18 protein-coding genes are annotated in these 18,730 nt (G+C 36.7%); 14 read left to right on the top strand and 4 right to left on the bottom strand.

Annotation, left to right across the window (positions count from 1 at the left end):
- The first annotated feature begins 179 nt into the window (after positions 1 to 179).
- The 9 genes from purT to ACFO7M_RS12195 all read left to right on the top strand — a co-directional run bounded on the left by purT (position 180) and on the right by ACFO7M_RS12195 (position 11,320).
- Entirely contained in the window at positions 180 to 1,346 is a 1,167-nt protein-coding gene (gene purT / locus ACFO7M_RS12155) for a formate-dependent phosphoribosylglycinamide formyltransferase (protein ID WP_379735894.1), read from the top strand.
- A gap of 150 nt (positions 1,347 to 1,496) precedes the next feature.
- Positions 1,497 to 3,368, top strand: coding sequence for a peptidase U32 family protein (locus ACFO7M_RS12160; RefSeq protein WP_379735896.1), 1,872 nt, complete (start codon positions 1,497 to 1,499; stop codon positions 3,366 to 3,368).
- Between the two features lie 213 nt (positions 3,369 to 3,581).
- Positions 3,582 to 3,902 (top strand): DUF6370 family protein, encoded by a 321-nt coding sequence (locus tag ACFO7M_RS12165; RefSeq protein ID WP_379735898.1) that lies wholly within the window; start codon positions 3,582 to 3,584, stop codon positions 3,900 to 3,902.
- 9 nt (positions 3,903 to 3,911) lie between these two features.
- On the top strand, positions 3,912 to 4,442 hold the full coding sequence (locus ACFO7M_RS12170; protein WP_379735900.1) for a hypothetical protein: 531 nt from the start codon (positions 3,912 to 3,914) through the stop codon (positions 4,440 to 4,442).
- A 46-nt stretch (positions 4,443 to 4,488) separates the two neighbouring features.
- Complete coding sequence (locus ACFO7M_RS12175) at positions 4,489 to 5,064, top strand: Crp/Fnr family transcriptional regulator (protein ID WP_379735902.1); 576 nt, start codon at positions 4,489 to 4,491, stop codon at positions 5,062 to 5,064.
- A 293-nt stretch (positions 5,065 to 5,357) separates the two neighbouring features.
- The gene (locus tag ACFO7M_RS12180) at positions 5,358 to 6,077 is read left to right on the top strand and encodes a pirin family protein (protein WP_379736053.1); all 720 of its coding nucleotides are present in this window, start codon (positions 5,358 to 5,360) and stop codon (positions 6,075 to 6,077) included.
- Between the two features lie 93 nt (positions 6,078 to 6,170).
- Positions 6,171 to 6,704, top strand: coding sequence for a YceI family protein (locus ACFO7M_RS12185; RefSeq protein ID WP_379735904.1), 534 nt, complete (start codon positions 6,171 to 6,173; stop codon positions 6,702 to 6,704).
- A 618-nt stretch (positions 6,705 to 7,322) separates the two neighbouring features.
- Positions 7,323 to 10,121 carry a TonB-dependent receptor gene (locus tag ACFO7M_RS12190; RefSeq protein ID WP_379735906.1) on the top strand — a complete coding sequence of 933 codons (2,799 nt, stop codon included), beginning with the start codon at positions 7,323 to 7,325 and terminating at the stop codon, positions 10,119 to 10,121.
- Between the two features lie 245 nt (positions 10,122 to 10,366).
- On the top strand, positions 10,367 to 11,320 hold the full coding sequence (locus ACFO7M_RS12195; protein ID WP_379735908.1) for a tetratricopeptide repeat protein: 954 nt from the start codon (positions 10,367 to 10,369) through the stop codon (positions 11,318 to 11,320).
- A 100-nt stretch (positions 11,321 to 11,420) separates the two neighbouring features.
- On the opposite strand, the gene ACFO7M_RS12200 is transcribed toward ACFO7M_RS12195, so the two are convergent.
- Positions 11,421 to 11,714 carry a hypothetical protein gene (locus ACFO7M_RS12200; RefSeq protein ID WP_379716592.1) on the bottom strand — a complete coding sequence of 98 codons (294 nt, stop codon included), beginning with the start codon at positions 11,712 to 11,714 and terminating at the stop codon, positions 11,421 to 11,423.
- Positions 11,715 to 12,025: 311 nt separating this feature from the next.
- Here ACFO7M_RS12200 and ACFO7M_RS12205 point away from each other — a divergent pair, with 311 nt between their 5' ends.
- On the top strand, positions 12,026 to 12,418 hold the full coding sequence (locus ACFO7M_RS12205; RefSeq protein ID WP_379716595.1) for a DUF1801 domain-containing protein: 393 nt from the start codon (positions 12,026 to 12,028) through the stop codon (positions 12,416 to 12,418).
- Between the two features lie 45 nt (positions 12,419 to 12,463).
- The gene (locus tag ACFO7M_RS12210) at positions 12,464 to 12,814 is read left to right on the top strand and encodes a DUF2200 domain-containing protein (RefSeq protein ID WP_379735909.1); all 351 of its coding nucleotides are present in this window, start codon (positions 12,464 to 12,466) and stop codon (positions 12,812 to 12,814) included.
- Positions 12,815 to 12,876: 62 nt separating this feature from the next.
- Here ACFO7M_RS12210 and ACFO7M_RS12215 read toward each other — a convergent pair whose 3' ends face one another.
- Positions 12,877 to 14,640: a flavin monoamine oxidase family protein gene (locus ACFO7M_RS12215; RefSeq protein WP_379735911.1), complete on the bottom strand. Its 1,764-nt coding sequence runs from the start codon at positions 14,638 to 14,640 to the stop codon at positions 12,877 to 12,879.
- A complete protein-coding gene (locus tag ACFO7M_RS12220) occupies positions 14,630 to 15,850 on the bottom strand; it encodes an FAD-dependent oxidoreductase (protein WP_379735912.1) in 1,221 nt (406 codons plus the stop codon). Before ACFO7M_RS12220 ends, ACFO7M_RS12215 begins: the two co-directional genes overlap by 11 nt.
- 181 nt (positions 15,851 to 16,031) lie before the next feature.
- Between ACFO7M_RS12220 and fabD the strand changes: the two genes are divergently transcribed.
- The 3 genes from fabD to ACFO7M_RS12235 all read left to right on the top strand — a co-directional run bounded on the left by fabD (position 16,032) and on the right by ACFO7M_RS12235 (position 17,594).
- Positions 16,032 to 16,901 carry an ACP S-malonyltransferase gene (gene fabD / locus ACFO7M_RS12225; RefSeq protein WP_379716607.1) on the top strand — a complete coding sequence of 290 codons (870 nt, stop codon included), beginning with the start codon at positions 16,032 to 16,034 and terminating at the stop codon, positions 16,899 to 16,901.
- An 86-nt stretch (positions 16,902 to 16,987) separates the two neighbouring features.
- Positions 16,988 to 17,239, top strand: coding sequence for a hypothetical protein (locus ACFO7M_RS12230; RefSeq protein ID WP_379716610.1), 252 nt, complete (start codon positions 16,988 to 16,990; stop codon positions 17,237 to 17,239).
- Between the two features lie 139 nt (positions 17,240 to 17,378).
- The gene (locus tag ACFO7M_RS12235) at positions 17,379 to 17,594 is read left to right on the top strand and encodes a hypothetical protein (protein ID WP_379716613.1); all 216 of its coding nucleotides are present in this window, start codon (positions 17,379 to 17,381) and stop codon (positions 17,592 to 17,594) included.
- Between the two features lie 63 nt (positions 17,595 to 17,657).
- On the opposite strand, the gene galE is transcribed toward ACFO7M_RS12235, so the two are convergent.
- Positions 17,658 to 18,671: a UDP-glucose 4-epimerase GalE gene (galE, locus tag ACFO7M_RS12240; protein ID WP_379735914.1), complete on the bottom strand. Its 1,014-nt coding sequence runs from the start codon at positions 18,669 to 18,671 to the stop codon at positions 17,658 to 17,660.
- Between the last annotated feature and the right edge of the window lie 59 nt (positions 18,672 to 18,730).

Genomic DNA, 18,730 nt, shown 5'->3' on the forward strand with positions numbered 1-18,730 from the left:
AAACTTGGGGCTTTTTTTGTTCTTAATTTTAGGGCGTGACCACAAGGGTCGGGTTTTTCGTTGCAATCTTTTTTATACTGCTGCTCCGCTCAGCCATAAAAAAGGATTTCCACTTCAACCCCTCACGCGGCCGCAACAACAAACCATAAACAAAAAAAACAACGAACCACTTATAAACAATGCAAAAGAAAATACTACTATTAGGATCAGGAGAATTAGGAAAAGAATTCGTTATAGCCGCACAACGCATCGGACAAAAAGTAATTGCTGTCGACAGTTATGAAAATGCACCAGCCATGCAGGTAGCCCACGGATTTGAAGTCATCAACATGCTTGATGGCACCGAACTCGACCGTATCGTAGCCAAACACCAACCTGATTTTATCGTTCCTGAAATCGAAGCCATCCGTACCGAGCGTTTTTACGATTACGAAAAACAGGGTATTACAGTAGTGCCATCAGCGAAAGCAGCTAACTTCACTATGAACCGCAAAGCCATTCGCGATTTAGCTGCCAACGATTTAGGATTACGTACCGCCAATTACCGCTACGCCACCTCAGCAGAAGAATTGCAGAAAGCCGTTGCTGAAGTAGGCATTCCTTGTGTGGTAAAGCCATTGATGTCTTCCTCGGGAAAAGGCCAATCGACCATCAAAGCGGAAGCCGATATTGAGAAAGCATGGCAATATGCCGTGGAAGGTTCACGAGGTGACGTAGTGGAAGTCATTGTCGAAGCATTTGTCAATTTCCATTCCGAGATTACCTTATTAACCGTTACACAAAACAATCATCCTACGTTATTCTGCGCTCCAATTGGCCATCGTCAGGAACGCGGCGATTACCAGGAGAGCTGGCAACCTGCACACGTTTCAACCAAAGACATTGAGGAAGCTCAGGACATGGCCAGAAAAGTAACCGAAGCCTTAGGTGGAGCCGGATTATTTGGTGTAGAATTCTTCTTAACCGATGAAGGCGTCTATTTCTCCGAACTATCACCTCGCCCACACGACACCGGAATGGTAACTTTAGCTAAAACACAAAATTTCAACGAGTTCGAATTGCATTTACGTGCCATTTTAAGCATTCCGATTCCCGAAATCATTCAGGAAAAAATTGGTGCAAGTGCTGTTATCTTGGCAACGGAAAATTCAGACAACCCAACTTTCGACGGTATCGAAAAAGTGGCTAGTCTTTCCAAAACCGATTTTCGCCTTTTTGGTAAACCAACCTCAAGACCCTACCGAAGAATGGGTGTCGTATTGGTTAATGATGCTTTGGACACACCCATTCTCGAAATTGTTGAAAAAGCAAAAAAGACAGCATCTTTACTAAAAGTAAATCCATAATAGCTTTGAAATTGTGTATTGAAAAGAGGTAATTTCCTTAAATCCAAAGTCTTTTTATCAAAAAATGGACTGAAAATTCAAAACCTTATTTTTTTTTCGGAAATTTGCACTCATTTTTTCGGTAACCTTCGAAAATAAGTTTTTAAAGAAATGAAGAAGAAGATTGAAATTTTAGCTCCGGCAAAAGATTTAATTACGGGTATTGCGGCAATTAACGCAGGTGCCGATGCAGTGTATATAGGTGCTCCGCAATTTGGTGCACGTTCCAACGCGAACAATCCTATTGAAGATGTAGCTGAGTTAGTAAAATACGCTCACTTATATAATGTGCAAGTTTTTGTTGTTATCAATACCATTATTTATGACAACGAACTAGAAACGTGTCGTCAGCTTATTTGGAAGTTGTACGAAATTGGTGTCGATGCACTTATCATTCAAGACATGGGACTTTTGGAATTGGATTTACCACCCATTGCACTTCACGCCAGCACACAGTCAAACAATCGCGACCCTAAAAAGATCAAATTCTTAGCCGATGCTGGAATCCAACGTGTCGTATTAGCTCGTGAATTGAATTTACATCAAATCAAAGAAATCAGCGAAGCAACCGATGTCGAATTAGAATTCTTCGTTACGGGTGCATTATGTGTATCCTTCAGCGGTAACTGTTATATGAGTGTTGCTAATGGAGAACGTTCAGCCAACAGAGGCTCTTGTGCCCAAAACTGCCGTTTGCCCTACAACTTGATTGACGGAAACGGAGATACTTTAATAAAAAACAGTCACTTGCTTTCTATCAAAGATTTTGATGTTTCTGACCAAATTCCAAATTTAGTGGAAGCGGGTATTTGCTCTTTCAAAATTGAAGGTCGCTTAAAAGATGTTGTTTATGTCAAAAACAATGTTTCTTTCTTGCGTAAAAAACTTGATGCTTTCTTGGCTGAAAACAGTGACAAATACATCAAATCTTCTTCAGGAAGTTGCACCTATACTTTTGACTCAGAATTGACACGCACATTCAACCGTGGTTATACCGACTATTTTGTCAACGAAAGACATCAATCGATTGGATCATGGGAAAGCCCAAAGTCCAAAGGACAATACATTGGTAAATTAGTAAAAACCGTAGGGAATTCATACCATATTGAAAATGGGGAATTATTAAACAATGGTGACGGTCTTTGCTTCATCAACAGTGAAAATGTAGCAGAGGGAATTTACGTTAATAAAGTTGAAAACGGCATTGTATATCCTAACGTTTTAAAGGAAATTGCCAACGGAACTGAAATTTACCGTAACAATGATGCTGCCTTCATCCGATTAGTTGAAAGAGAAGATAGTGCCGTTCGTAAAATAAGTACTTCGTTACTATTGAAAGAAAACGACAATGGTTTTGAATTGATTGCTACAGATGAGGATGGAAATGTAAGCACTGTACAATTAGTTCATCCTAAAGAACAAACCAAAAACAATCAATCTTTAGAAGATACTTTTAAAGTGAATTTGGCTAAAACTGGTTTTACTCCCTACACGGCAGACGAAATCACCATTGAATTCTCGCAAAACTGGTTTCTTCCTATTTCAAAAATCAATGAAATGCGTAGAAATGTGTACGAGCAACTTTCCGAAATTCGTTTACAAAACTATGTTCGTCATGAACACCAATTAGAAAAAACTTCGCATCCGTATCCTGAAACCAAGTTGGATTTCACCTACAATGTTGCGAACAAAACCGCTCGTAAATTTTACGAACGCCATGGCGTTACCGAAATCGAAAAGGCTTTCGAATTGCAATGGGATCCAGGAAAATCACGCGTAATGACAACTAAGTATTGCATCAAATACGAATTAGAACGTTGTCCAAAATACCACCGTGAAAATATGGATCAAAAACTCAAAGAACCTCTAGTATTAAAACAAGGCGAATTGGAATACAAATTAAAATTCAACTGCAAACCTTGTGAAATGGAAATTTGGGAAAAAGATGCCGAATTCGAAATTGAAGAAGATCACCTACATTAATATACAAACCGATGTTTCCCAAGAACATCGGTTTTTTTAATTAAATCGTATTTAATTCCGAAAATAACGTACTTTAGTAAGACCAAATCGATAACATGAATAAACTAGTTTTCATCTTATTTATTACCTTTACATTACTCTCCTGTGGTCCACGCCGCTTACGTTGCGGTCCGAACAGGCGATGTGAAATCGAATCCCCAAAAACCCCAATTAATGAAAAAGTTAATCCTCACAGCGTTACTGGCATTTGGAGTTAGTGCCAACGCGCAAGAAAAAACAGAATTAAAAGATCGTGTTGTAGAAGCTTCATGTGGAGAATGCCAATTTGAAATGGATGGCAAAAGCTGTGATCTTGCCGTAAAAATTGATGGCAGAACCTACTATGTTGAAGGCATGAAAATTGACGACTACGGAGATGCACACGCCCACAATGGTTTGTGCAACACCATTCGAAAAGCAAAAGTAAGTGGAGAAATTAAAAACGATAAATTTGTTGCCACCAGTTTTGTATTGATTGATGACAAGAAAAAATAAATTGCTTTTATGAGAAAAACAATCTTAGTTTTTGCCACTAGCATACTACTACTTTCTTGCGGCAAAGAAAAAGAAGACAAAACCATTCAGAAAACAACAGACAAAGAGTCAATCGAAACTGTAAAGCCAGAAATAAAATCGGATTCAACCGAAAAAATTGCAAAAAACGACAGCATTAACCCAACTAATACAGTTGAAAATACTACTGTCAATTTTAGTTCAGAAAGTCTTCAGGGGTATTGGAATACAACTCGTGAAGATGACGATGGCCGAACTGTAAACATAGAAGGCAACAATTTGTCTTCTTTCGGCGGACCTTGCCAAAGTAGTTATACAATAAAACTGATTAACGACACCCGTTTTGAAATGGTTTACAATGGAACCGATTGTCGGATTAATTTTGAAGACACTTTCGAAAACATAGACAAGACAATCGGCTATGGTTATTTGAAAAGCCCTGATGAACTCGTTTTCGAAATCAAAAAAGAATGCTTTCTCATGGACAAAGGTCAACACCTTCTAACTAGAGCAAACTATTAGAACAAAAGCTTCTTATTTTCCTAATAGAAAAACTAACCACTAATTTTTGCATTTACTCCTTGAAAATATCGCCAAACACGTTGCACTCACACCCGATGAGCAGGAACGTGTTTTGTCTTTTACCGAACAGCGCCATTACAAAGCCAAAACGCTTCTTCTTAAAGCAGGTGAAGTGTGTACGCACTCTTTTTTTGTAACCAAAGGAATACTGCGCAGTTACAACATGGACGAAAACGGCGTGGAGCATGTGGTGAGTTTTGCCTGCACCGGCTGGTGGATTGCCGACATGTACAGTTTTCTATCCCAACGTCCCGGTCATTTGTACATTGAAGTCAACGAAGAAGCAGAAGTTCTGGTCATCTCCAAAGAAGATCAGGACAAAATGTACAAGGAAATTCCTAAAATGGAACGCTTCTTCCGTATCCTGATTGAAAATTCATTGGTAGCCAACCAACAACGTCTTATCGACAACATGAGCTTCACCGCAGAAGCCCGTTACGACAAATTCTCCAAAAAATATTCGGAATTACTGCATTCCATACCCCAAAAACAAATTGCTTCGTATTTGGGTGTCACTCCAGAATTCTTCAGCAAAATGAAAGCACGAATGCTGAAGAAATAGACACTAAGGCTCTAATCCACTAAGGTTCTCAAAAAATTTTATACCCTTTGCTCTTCATAACCTTCGTACCTCCAAAAAAACATTTCTTAATCTAGATTAAGCGATTCACCCATACCCCTGTCTTAACTTTGTCCTATCAAAATGAACAAGTTATGAACCGAAAAGATTTTATCCGAAAAGTAGCCTTAGGCAGTGGAGCACTTCTTACAGGAGCGGCCTTAGCCAAAAAAGCTACCGAATCCGAAGTGACCCCTATCGGATTCAATCATATTCAAAACACAAACTCAAAAATCATGGACAACATCGTAGTACACAAAGCCAATACAAGAGGAAACGCCAATCACGGTTGGTTACAAAGTTTTCACACCTTTAGTTTTGCTAATTATTTCAATCCGGAGCGCATGAACTTCGGAGTTCTTCGCGTGCTGAATGACGATACCGTTTCAGGCGGTATGGGATTTGGAAAACATCCACATCAGGACATGGAAATCATCAGCATTCCTTTGGAAGGCGATTTAGAACACCAAGACAGTATGGGAAACAAAACCGTAATCCGAAATGGAGACATTCAGGTGATGAGTGCAGGAACCGGTGTACAGCATAGCGAATACAATAAGAATCAGGATGAAGCAGTGAAATTTTTGCAAATCTGGGTTATCCCAAATAAAAGAGGGGTACAACCTCGATACGATCAGATTACGCTTCAACAAGAAGACCGTCACAATACCTTGCAACAAATCCTATCACCCAATGCCGACGATGCCGGTGTATGGATCCATCAAGATGCGTGGTTTCACTTAGGAAAATTAGACTCCAATTTTGTAACCGACTATACATTCAAGAAAGAAGGAAACGGTTTATATGTATTCGTATTGAACGGTGACGTAACCGTAAACGGACATGCATTGAATACCCGAGACGGCTTCGGAATCTGGGATGTAGACAACGTTAGCATCAAAGCAAATTCGGCCGCAGAAGTTTTATTGATGGAGGTTCCAATGGAAATCAAGTAAGTGTCATTTCTTAATCTAGATTAAGTATCTGACAGCCAACACCAACTTAACTTTGTCTTATCAAATTAGAATAAAAAATTTAAAAATAAAAATATGTCAACAACAACAAAATGGGCAATAGACCCAACACATTCAGCAATAGGATTTAAAGTAAAACACATGATGTTTACCAACGTATCCGGAAAATTCGAAAACTATGATGCCAGCATCGTAACCGATGGTGATGATTTCACATCAGCTTCTATTGAATTCTCTGCCGATATCAACTCTATTGACACACGCAACGCCGATCGTGACAATCATTTAAAAAGCGCCGATTTCTTCGATGCAGAAAACCATCCGAAGTTAACCTTCAAAGCCTCTTCCCTATCTAAAGTAAGCGGTGGAGAGTATGAAGTTGCAGGTGATTTGACCATGCGTGGTGTGACAAAGTTTGTTACGCTTCCGGCAGAATTCAGCGGATTAATGACCGATCCTTGGGGAAATACCAAAGCAGGTTTGAACATTTCAGGCAAAGTAAACCGTAAAGACTGGGGATTGAACTGGAACTCTGCACTAGAAGCCGGTGGTGTATTAGTAGGTGAAGAAGTAAAACTGGATATCGAATTGCAGTTGATCAAACAATAATTTTCATAATAATAATTAGTTTTAGTTTGTTTTTTTCATGAGTAACCCTGTACGAACGAGTTGTACAGGGTTATTTTTTTTTGCGATAATTTTTTTGTGATAATTTATTTTATCACAGAATTTTTATCACAGCTTTGTGATATTTTTTTTGTGATAATATATTTTCTCACAGAATTTTTATCACAAGTTTTCTAAACCGCACTACTTTTAGCAACTAGCGAGATACTTTCACCAATCTTATGAAAGGAGATTAAATTGACTATTGAATTGCAATAAAATCTCAAAAAAGTCTTCAAAATGGTTTAGGTTTCTAACCCCATTTTAGAGATAAAAAAATAACATTTATCAGGCTTAATTGTTGTTTTTATAACAAAACAGGACTGTTTTTTAATCTAATTCTTACAATAATAAAATTCAAACGCGAATTCAGAACACAAAAAATCTTTAACACTTAAGGCAACGATTAGATAATAAAAAATCACTTTTTTTAGCATATCAAAAATTATTACCACTAAAAAAAACGATAAAGCAAATGGAATACGCCTTGAAAATGAATTGTAATTTTTCCTCTCATCAAACAATCCTTAGTTTTGCGCCCCAAAATTAAATTTTATACAAATGAAGAAAAAACTCTTTCTTTTCAGCCTAATTTTATCATTTTTCGCCTTTTTTACCTCAAATGCTCAAAATAATATAAAAATTACCGGCACAATACAAGACGCTAACACCCATCAAAACATTTATGGTGTTAAAATAGCTATAGTACCCATGACGGAAGAAAATGAAATCAACTCTACGTACAGTGATTTTACGGGAAATTTCATTTTAAAATCTAGAATTTCTGAAAACAGAATTAAGATCAGTTTTCTAAATTACAAAACGACTTACATTAAAATCAATGAAGTTTCTGTAGTAAACAACACGTTAGATTTACAAACTATATTTTTAGAAAGCGATATTGAAAAACAAATTGAAAACACTTCGTCAATTGTCGATGTTGTTGAAAACAGAAAATCACCTATTGCTTCTTCTACACTTTTAAACTCTGACATTCAAACACAAAGCTCAAACAAGGATTTCATCGAAGTAACCAATGATATGTCTGGAGCGTTTGTATCTAGAATGGGTGGTGGATTTGGTGATTCTCAATTACGTGTTAGAGGTTTTGAACAAAACAACCTAACTCCAATGGTTGATGGTATCTCATTGTATGATTTAGAAAATGGAAATGTAGATTGGAGTGGATTTATGGCTATCAATGATGCTATTAGCTCAATTCAGTTGCAAAAAGGACTTGGAGCTTCTAAATTAGTAAACTCTTCAGTTGCTGGAACAGTAAACTTAATTCTAAAAGATGCTTTTAGCGCTAGAGGAGGAAGTCTATTTACCGCAACAGGTAACAATGGATACAAAAAATTTGGTGCCTCTTATGGAACAGGAAAATTAAAAAATGGCTTCGGTCTTAATTTTATGCTTACCAATATTTCTGGAGATGGTTATATTAAAAACACCGATTTTAATGCTACTGGTTACTTCATCGCTTTTGGTTATGAAAAACAAAAACACAATTTACAATTCAAATTATTTGGAACACCACAATGGCATAACCAAAGAAATACATCAATTGCATTGAACCAATATTTTGATCAAAATGACGCCAATCTTAACACAAAATACAATAGAGATTGGGGATATTATCAAAACAATCCTTATACCGCTGAAAGCAACAACAGCCACAAACCAATTGCTACTTTACAGTGGGATTATAAATTCAATGAAAATGATCAGTTATCTGCAAAAGTGTATGGATCAAAAGGGAAATCATCGGATGTAAGAATGAATGGTAATACCATTTTTACCAACGACACTCCCTATTTAACTTCAGAATTTGGTCAGTTTAACAATACTGCACAAATTGATTTTGATTATATCTCAGGTTATAATCAAGGACAACTGCCTTACGATAGATACAGCAACACGCCTACTATCTATAGAGCTGCATTAAACGGACAATACTTAAACTCAATTGTGGAAGATCGAATTTACACAGGTATTTCTCAAATTGCCAACAATAAAGAAATCAATTCGTACGGTGCTATTATCAACTTAGATAAAAAAATTGGAAAAATACTTAAAGTAAACACAGGTCTTGACTATAGAAAAACAGACTATAACAACTACAGAACCTTAGAAAATTTATTTGGAGCTGATGGTTATGCTGTATCGAATAATTACAATGACCTAACCACTACAATAAATGCGTATAACCAAATTGTAAACACTACCATTTCATCGCAAGACAATAACTGGAAGATCTTTAACAAAACGGACAATGCATCAAAAGTAAATTATGACTTTACTTCAAAGATTGACTATTTGGGAGCCTATATGCAAGTTGAAGCCAACTTTAATAAAGTAAACATTTTAGCGCAAGGTGGTTTTAACAGACAGTTTTTAAGCCGCACAATGAACAATCTTTTAACGAATACTACGAATAATTCAGCATCTGTTAATATTGACGGTTATAATGCGAAATTAGGTATCAATTACAACATCAATGAAAACCACAACCTTTGGGCAAATGGTGGTATCGTTTCTAGAGCTCCAATTTACACGAACATTTTCTCAAGTTTCTCTGATATTCCTAATAAATCATACAAAAACGAAGATTTTAAATCCGCTGAAGCAGGTTATGGATTTTCAACATCTAAGATCAACTTTAAATTAAATGGTTATTTAGCTTTCCACGAAGATTCAACAGTTCCTTACGCTAATAATACTTCTGGATTTTTTGGAGCAACAACTGGAATCAACAAAAAGAACTATGGTGTTGAAGCAGAATTCACTGTTAAGCCTACTAAAAACATTAGTATTTTCGGTGCAGTATCCTATGGTGAATGGAAATATACATCCGATGCTAAATTCACGTATTACGGTTCCAACAGAGAAGATATTTTATATGTGAAAGATAATTACATTGGAGGTATGCCACAAACAATGATTAATTTAGGAGCCTCAACTTTCTTATTTAAAGGATTCCAATTGGGTACAAAAGCAAGATTCAACGATCGTTTGTATTCAAATGCTCCAATTGAGAAATTTGACCCTGTAACGTATACGTACTTTTTCAACTCGGTTATTGAATTACCTAACTACCTTGTAGTTGACTCATTCTTAAAATACGATTTGGCTTTACAAAACGGACACCAACTTAATCTTTGTTTCAACATGGATAATGTGTTAGACAGAACGTATTTAATGGAATCAAACACAAGTTTTGGTTATGACCAACAAATTCCAAACACAACTTCAACTTATGGTCAAGTGTTTGGTGGTTACAAAGGTGTAGCCAAAGCCAACAATGCTTATTTCGGATTTGGAAGAACTTGGAATTTTGCTGTGAGATATAACTTCTAATACAATTCTTTTTATAAAAAAGGGGCAATGCTTAATGTATTGCCCCTTTTTTAGTGTTTGTAGATGTAGTGTAATCCTTTGGGATTTTAAAATTCTCTTACTTTATTTGAAAGCTGCTTTTTTGAAATTATTTTTTAAACTTTAAACGAAACAACACGACTCCCAACCTTTGTTACATTATTAGCATCATTATCTATATGGCAGTATCGCCATTGCATCCCTTAAATACAACAAAACTATTTACTATGAAAAAACTTATAAAAACTCTTTGCATTTTACTTTCATTATCTGCCTTTAGCCAGAAAACAAAAAACAATGAAGACTTAATTCTTTTTGAAAGAACACTTGCCCTTCAGGAATTAGTTGATTACGAATTGATTGATTTACAAAATGTTGATGATACCATCTTGACAAAAGAAGAAAAAATAAAAAAGGAATTTGCTAAAGAAATCAAAGAAGACATTTTGCACAAAATAATTTCTGGTTATAATGAATTGATTGAAAAATTCCCTAAATCGAAACTTATCTTTAGAGCTCTGAACAACAAGGGATATGCCGAACTTCAAGCTAACATGACAGATAAAGCCAAAGAAACCTACTTAAAAATAATGAACAGTCAAGCAAATGATCAGGAAAAAGGAGGAATTGGCTCAGGCATTATGGCAGAACCCTATGCCAATTACAAAAACAGAGCATGTAAAGTGCTCGCTAAAATTGAAATAGATACTAAAAATTACAGCGAAGCATTACGCTATCTTGACCAAACTAATAAATACCCATACAGGCATTTTTGCGGCAATGAATATGCTGCTGATGCCATCTATATGGCAACCATGTATTCAAACTGTTACCTAGCACTGAATGACTATGAAAAAGCTTATGATGTATTATTACCCAATATTCTTGAAAATGGTTTGGCAGATAATTCCTATCTAATAAAAACCGCTTATGAAGCCTTGTTAAAAAAACACAGAAAAGAGGATCTGAAAATTGAATTCGAAAATGCTTTTAAAAACATCATCACCGAAAAAGAAATCAGTGACAAATACGAGTACACTAATTATTATATCAAATTCCAGAATCGAAAAATACAATTAGAGCCTTGGAGTCTTGATTTCATTTCATCAGAAGATGATTTAAAAAAGGTTGCTACTAGCATACTAACCAATTCCGAATTTTACAAATTACTGACGCAATAGATTTCTTTCATTCCTTTGGCATAGATTAAATTATGAAAACAATCTGTGCCTACTTTTTTGCTTTTTCAAAAACGAAATACAATTGCCAGTTGCGATAAAATCACACCTCAACTTCACCTACGGTAATCTTAAGTCGGAACGATGGTTCTTTCTCCAACTCTTCGAGCGAGATATACGTCAGAATATCTTCTTTGATTTCTGCTTTTTTGTTTTTACCGGCAAATTCGGAGATGATTTCAATCGCTTCTTGTAACGAATTGAACAGCATGGAGTCTTCGGATTCCTGGTTTTTATCCATCAATTCTATACTAAATGATTTCACAGCATTAGCATCCATATTTTGGATCTCTTTGTATAAAATTTCGGCGAACAGTTCCTTTTTCTCCTGGATCATTTTGAATCACTTTTGATTCGACCAAAGTATTACAAAAAGTGCTCCTGTACAATCACCAATTTTAGTGATTTTTTCTTCACCTGAACTAATGAAATCTTACTCCAAAAAGTGAATTGCCTACATTACCTTTTTAGTTTTTTCCTATTAAGAGAGTTACTTTTTTTGAAAAATAACTCATTCACTACTTATCTTTACATGTCGAATTGAACAGTTGCTCATTGCTAAAAAATAGCAAATTGAAAAAAAATTAAACCCTACAACCATTGCACATTACAAGTTTTTTGTAAATTTATACTTACAAAATTACTATCATGAATTTAGACACAAAACTCTACAACAACCAACTAGATCCTGAAGAACAATTCATTTGTGAAACACTAGCAAAGGAAATCAACAAAGGACTACCTGAGGCCGAAAACAGAATTTGGCATGCGCATCCCGTATGGTTTTTAGACGACAATCCCGTTGTAGGGTATAGCAAACTTAAAGCAGGTATTCGACTGATGTTTTGGAGCGGTGATAGTTTTGATGAAGCACGATTAAAACCAGGGACAGGAAAATTTAAAGATGCCTCTATATTGTATACCGATGTCGAACAGATTAACACTGAAGACATACAACGTTGGCTGGAAAAAAGCCGAAATATCCAATGGGATTACAAAAACATCGTCAAGAGAAAAGGAGTTTTGGAACGTTTAAAATAATGGATTTCTTCCGTATATTGCCTCCAATTAAACTTAGCACAGAACATGGACCACACCAGAGTATACCGAATGTTGTTTTCAAGCGTGTATCCTTTATACATCCAAAAAGCAGAAAAAAAAGGACGCACCAAGGAAGAGGTAGATACGGTAATTTTTTGGCTTACCGGCTACAATGCACAAACCCTTCAGGAGCAAATTGATCAGAAAAGTGATTTTGAAACTTTTTTCTTGCAAGCACCCAAAATGCATCCGAATGTTACCAAAATTACCGGTGTGATTTGTGGCTATCGTGTAGAAGAAATCGAAGACCCGATTCTAAAGAAAGTCCGCTACCTCGACAAATTGGTGGATGAATTGGCCAAAGGAAGAAAAATGGAGAAAATTTTACGAGAGTAATACAATCGAAACAAAAACATCAAATTATAAAAAACGGGGCAATCGCCCCGTTTCTGTTTGTATTACCATCCTAAATAATAATCCTTGTCTAACCAATACGGCCTTGACAATCCAAAATATTCCTGCAGCATTTTCTCGGCTACACAAAAAGCTCCTTCCACCCAACCTTGTTGATCAGAATACGCTTCTCCAACAATGTGAATCGTTTCGGAAGCTAAAGGTTTGCGCATATACGGCATTACCTCTTTCACTTCAAAACCAGCTTTCCAAGCATGATAACCCGCACCAAAAGGAGCATCGGTCCAATCTTTAAACCAAGTCACATACGGATCTGGAATTTTTACCGTTTCGCCATGCAATTCGCGCAATTGATTCATCAGTTCGTTGACCATCATCTGAGTGGCCTGTACGTCATTCAATTCCTGAAGTTCTAATAAGGAAGCCGATTTGTTTGCTTTTACTTCAAACAATAATTTATCATCTGATAATGCTTTCCAGAATGTCTCGGTCGACATATCTCCGTAACTTCCCAGTAGCATTGAGTTATTATTGGTCTCATCTGTACCAAAATAATAACATTGACGCATAGGCAAATCCGTAATTGAATGTCCGGATTCGATACCCAAATCTTTCCACCATGGATAGTCAAACCCCATCAGTATTTTAAATGCCGGCTCTTTAATCACAGAACGAATATTTTCATTGAGCACTGTTCTTTCATTGCTATCAAAAAAGAAATTATTTTGATCCAACAACTCCAAAGATTGTCTCGGCATACCCAAAATAATGGTATTAGCATATACTTTCCATTGCGTATTGGTAGGCAGATTCAGAAAAACCAATTCGTATTTATGCGTAGCACTATTTACATGATCTTTGTTGAAAGTTAATAATTTGTTTTCGGTCCAGATTGTCGCACCCTCTTCGGCCAAGTATTGATTTGCCAGAGCATAGGCAATACTATCGTACCCTTCCTTAATCGTCTTATAAGTTGGATTTGCCGAAAAATCACCCACCATATACGGGAACGCTTCCGCCGAATTCCAGTTGATAGTATTCGAGTAATAGCCTCCTGCGTTGGCTAAGAAATCATATCCTTCCTGAGATACCCGGTCTTTAATTAAATTCCAGAAACCGATATCATTGACTTTTCTACCTTCATACGGAGAACCTTCAAAACAATAGCGCAACACTGGTTTCACCTGATCCCAATCCCAGCTCGTCAACATAAAAGTGTAATCATATTGAGAGGTTTGCTTCACTTTTGTTCCATAATTCTGTACAAACCAAGGATCGGCCATTAATACATCGTAAATGATTTTATTAAACAACTGATCCGAACTAAAGCCCAAATCGTCATCGTTCAAATAATAACGAGTAATGAATTTTTCACCATTACTTTGTGCAACATTCCAAGCATCTTGTTTGGTTCTTTCTTTTCTGAGATACACCAACAAATCAGAAGGATTTCCCATAGGAAACAGAATCGGATCCATTGGATAATCCAAGACTTTTGTTCTTTTATCTAAATCTGGTTCAGTCAACGGATAGCCTTCAATTAAGGTTGTAACAATTTCTTGAGACGTTAAGTAGCGCATTCCGCCCAATTCTCCCCAAAAATTCATTCCCGGCATAATCACCGACTCCAAACGACCGGCAATTTTTTTATTCAAATCAAAAATTTGCAGTTCACTTCCGGAATACTTTTTATCGGTAGTCAATCGGTAAGCACTATACAAACCCGATGTTCCAGCCCCAATAACAGCTACTTCAATTTTCAAATCGGGAGCCATCCCGTTGTTCAATGGTATGTTTTTATTGTTCATATACTTTAGTTTCTGATTTAAATTGGCTGAAATAATTTTGTCCCATTTGGAACGGAGTAATATCGAAATCGGTTGTACCGTACATAGCTAAATCTGCTAATATTTTGCCTAAATACGGAGTAAATTTAGCGGCCCAACCCGTTGCATAAATCACGATATTTTCATGATTCGGCACATAATCCGGTGCAAAATCGATAATCAATTCTTTATTCGGAAGTGTACTTAAAGCAACAAGACAAGTTGAGGTATAATAGGGTTTCGGATCCATTCCGGTCATATGATTTTCAACCCATTGAGAAGTATAAGCCAATTCCTGTTCGTTAGGGATCAGTGTTCTCTCGTTTGGTTCATCCAAAGGATTGATTACAAAATCAGGTGCCGTGCGAATAAATCCCGGATGATCCCAATCGACTTCAGGAAAACCATAAAACTGATTCCCGTTTTGACCGTCAGCATTTTGGAAGACAAACCAAGTGGGATACTGAATATTCGGATCGGTTTTTTTAAAATACGCTGAAGACATATTCCAATAAGTGGCAGCCACATCAAAACCCAATAGATTTGTTACACTGTTCATATAGGGACCAGGAACAAGCACCATTTTTTTACCCACACTTACTCCGTTGGGTGTTGTTACTTTGAATAGCTCACCTATCGTTTCGACATGGGTTACCGGTGCTTCTTCTTCCAGCGTCACATATTCACTTTTCACACACAAATCATACAAGGTTTGAATCGTTGCTTTAAAGTCAATACTCGCTCCATCTTTCTGAAACAATCCGGTATAATTTTCCGGTAAATTTTTAAAATGGAAGCGCTCTTCAATTTCGGTAGCTGTTAGAGATTCATAAGGAACTCCCAATTCCTGCAACGCTTTTTCGGCTTCCGCAATGTTTCCTTCGGTCGATTGCACTGTTGGATCACCAAACCACAAAGTTCCCACTTTATCTCTCAATTTTTTTTGAGTATGCGATTGCAGTTCGTCCCAATAGGGTTCTGAATCCAAGGCCATTTGCACCATATAGGTTTCAGGGTACGGAATTCTAAATTGTCTGGATACTCCTGCAGAACTTCCCAATTGGTTTTTAAAAGTGAACTGCTCTAAGACCAGCGTTTTCACTTTTCTTTTACTTAAATGATATGCGGTAGCCAGCCCCATAGCGCCGCCCCCTACTACCACAATTTCAAATTCGTTTTCGTTTTTTTGCATAATAGTTTCGTTTGTTATTGCTCTCAAATTTCAAACTATTCCCCTTAATGCAAGCCCGTAAAACTACCTGTTTTAAAGTCGCAACAAAAAAACAGGTAAAGCGAATCGGCGGAAATTAAAACAGAAAAACCATTCTGTAAAAATTGTGTATTTTTGTCGGACTAAACTAAATTGATTCGAAATGAAAGCATATGTATTCCCTGGTCAAGGTGCTCAATTCACTGGAATGGGTAAAGATTTATACGAAAATTCAGCTATTGCTAAAGAATTATTCGAAAAAGCGAACGAAATATTAGGCTTCCGTATTACCGACATTATGTTTGAAGGTACTGCTGAAGAATTAAAAGAAACCAAAGTAACTCAACCGGCTGTTTTTTTGCATTCGGTAATTTTAGCAAAAACCTTGGATATTAAACCTGATATGGTAGCTGGTCACTCTTTGGGAGAATTCTCCGCATTGGTTGCCAATGGAACGTTATCTTTCGAAGACGGCTTGAAATTGGTTGCACAACGTGCATTGGCTATGCAAAAAGCATGTGAAATCACACCTTCAACCATGGCTGCCGTTTTGAATTTAGACGATAAAATTGTTGAAGATATCTGTGCTTCTATAGACGGAGTTGTAGTTGCTGCCAATTATAACTGCCCGGGGCAGTTGGTGATTTCGGGAGAATTAAAAGCCGTGGAAGAAGCTTGCGAAAAAATGAAAGAAGCGGGTGCAAAACGTGCATTAATTTTACCTGTAGGCGGCGCTTTCCATTCACCAATGATGGAACCAGCAAGAGAAGAATTGGCATCTGCAATTGAAGGTACTACTTTTAATACACCAAGCTGTCCGGTCTACCAAAATGTAACAGCGAGTGCTGTAAGCGACGCAACTGAAATAAAGAAAAACTTAATCATTCAATTGACAGCCCCTGTAAAATGGACCCAATCTGTCCAACAAATGATTGCTGACGGCGCAACATCCTTCACCGAAGTGGGGCCTGGAAAAGTTTTGGTTGGCTTAGTAAACAAGATCAACAAAGAAATTGAAACTATTTCTGCATAATTCTCATTATTTTTTTGGAATTAATACTATTTTTTTTATATTTTGCATAAAATAACCGCATTATTAATTCTTAAAATCTTAAAGAAATGAAAAAAACAATTTTAAGCTTAGCTTTTGTAGCTGCTTTAATGACATCTTGCAAAGAAAAAACTCAAGAAGAAGCTGCTCAAGCTGCTGACGCAGTTGCAACAGAAGTATCTGACGCTGTGGATTCTACAGCAGCTAATGCTGGAGAAGTAGTAGATTCTGCAGTTTCTAAAGCTGCTGGTGCAACAGAAGCTGCTGCTGGTAAAGTAGAAGAAGTTGCAAAAGAAGCAAAAGAAGAAGTTAAGAAGTAGTTTAAAGCACTACGAACAATAGAAAAACCTGGCATTCCCCGGTTTTTTTATTTTTAGCTCCAAAAAATTTTTTTTTGAAATATATTTTCATATTTTTGCGCCCGAAATTCAATATTATTAATTCTAAAAACACAAGAAAATGAAAAACACAATTTTAAGCTTAGCTTTCGTAGCTGCTTTAATGACATCTTGCAAAAACAATGACGCTGCTACAACTGAACCAGCTGTTGAAACTGCTGACTCTACTGCCGTAGTTGCTGATTCTGCTGCTGTTGTTGCTGATTCTGCTGCTGTTGTTGCTGATTCTGCTGCTACTCCAGCTACTGAAGAAGTTAAAGAAGAAGTTAAAAAATAATTTTAACTGATCTTACAATAAAAAAACCGAGCTTGCTCGGTTTTTTTAGTTTATATCGTTTTCTTACTTCCTAATTTTCTGCTCCCAGTTCCAAGCACTTTCCAAGGCGTCTTTCAGAGAAAGTTCTGCTTTCCAACCCAAAACCTCTCTTGCTTTATCTGTATTCGCATAAGCTTCAGCAATATCTCCTTCTCTTCGACCAACAATCGTATAAGGTAGTTTTTGATTCGTAACCTCTTCAAAAGTCTGTATCACTTCCAAAACAGAAGAGCCCTTACCTGTTCCGATATTAAAAACCTCGACTTTTTCGAGATTTTTCTTTGCTATTAATCGCTTCAAAGCTACAACATGCGATTTTGCCAAATCCACTACATGAATATAATCACGAATTGCTGTACCATCCGGCGTTGGATAATCATCTCCAAATACCGACAATTTGGATCGCAAACCTATTGCTGTTTGGGTGATAAAAGGCACTAAATTCTGCGGTACACCTAAAGGCAATTCTCCAATTTCAGAAGAAGAATGCGCACCTATAGGATTAAAATAACGCAATAAAACAGCTGTAATTGAAGACACTTTAGCAACATCCTGAATAATTTCTTCTCCAATTTGCTTTGTATTCCCATATGGCGACATTGCTGATAGCACAGGCGCCCCTTCAGTTATTGGCATTTTTTCCGCTTGTCCGTATACAGTACAAGAAGAACTAAAAATAAATTTCGCATGTTCTTTTTTCTGCAATTCCTGCAACAAATACACTAATGAATTGATATTATTTTCATAATACAATAACGGATTCTCCACACTCTCACCAACCGCTTTACTAGCTGCAAAATGAATTACTCCTTCGACATCTGAATATTTCTTAAAAAAATCCTGAACCGAAGCTTTGTCGCGTAAATCTATATTTTCAAACCATGGTCTACTTCCCGTTATTTTTTCAATACCACCAATCACCTCTTCCGATGAATTGGATAGATTATCAATAATCACAACTTCAAAACCTTCCTGCTGTAATTCAACAACAGTATGCGAACCAATAAAACCTAAACCTCCTGTTACTAATATTTTCATTTGAAGAAAAGAGAAAAGAAAAAGAGAAAAGAATTTTGAAAAATTACCTGTCGGACGTT

The sequence above is a fragment of the Flavobacterium sp. GCM10023249 genome (assembly GCF_042653365.1).
Taxonomy (GTDB): domain Bacteria; phylum Bacteroidota; class Bacteroidia; order Flavobacteriales; family Flavobacteriaceae; genus Flavobacterium.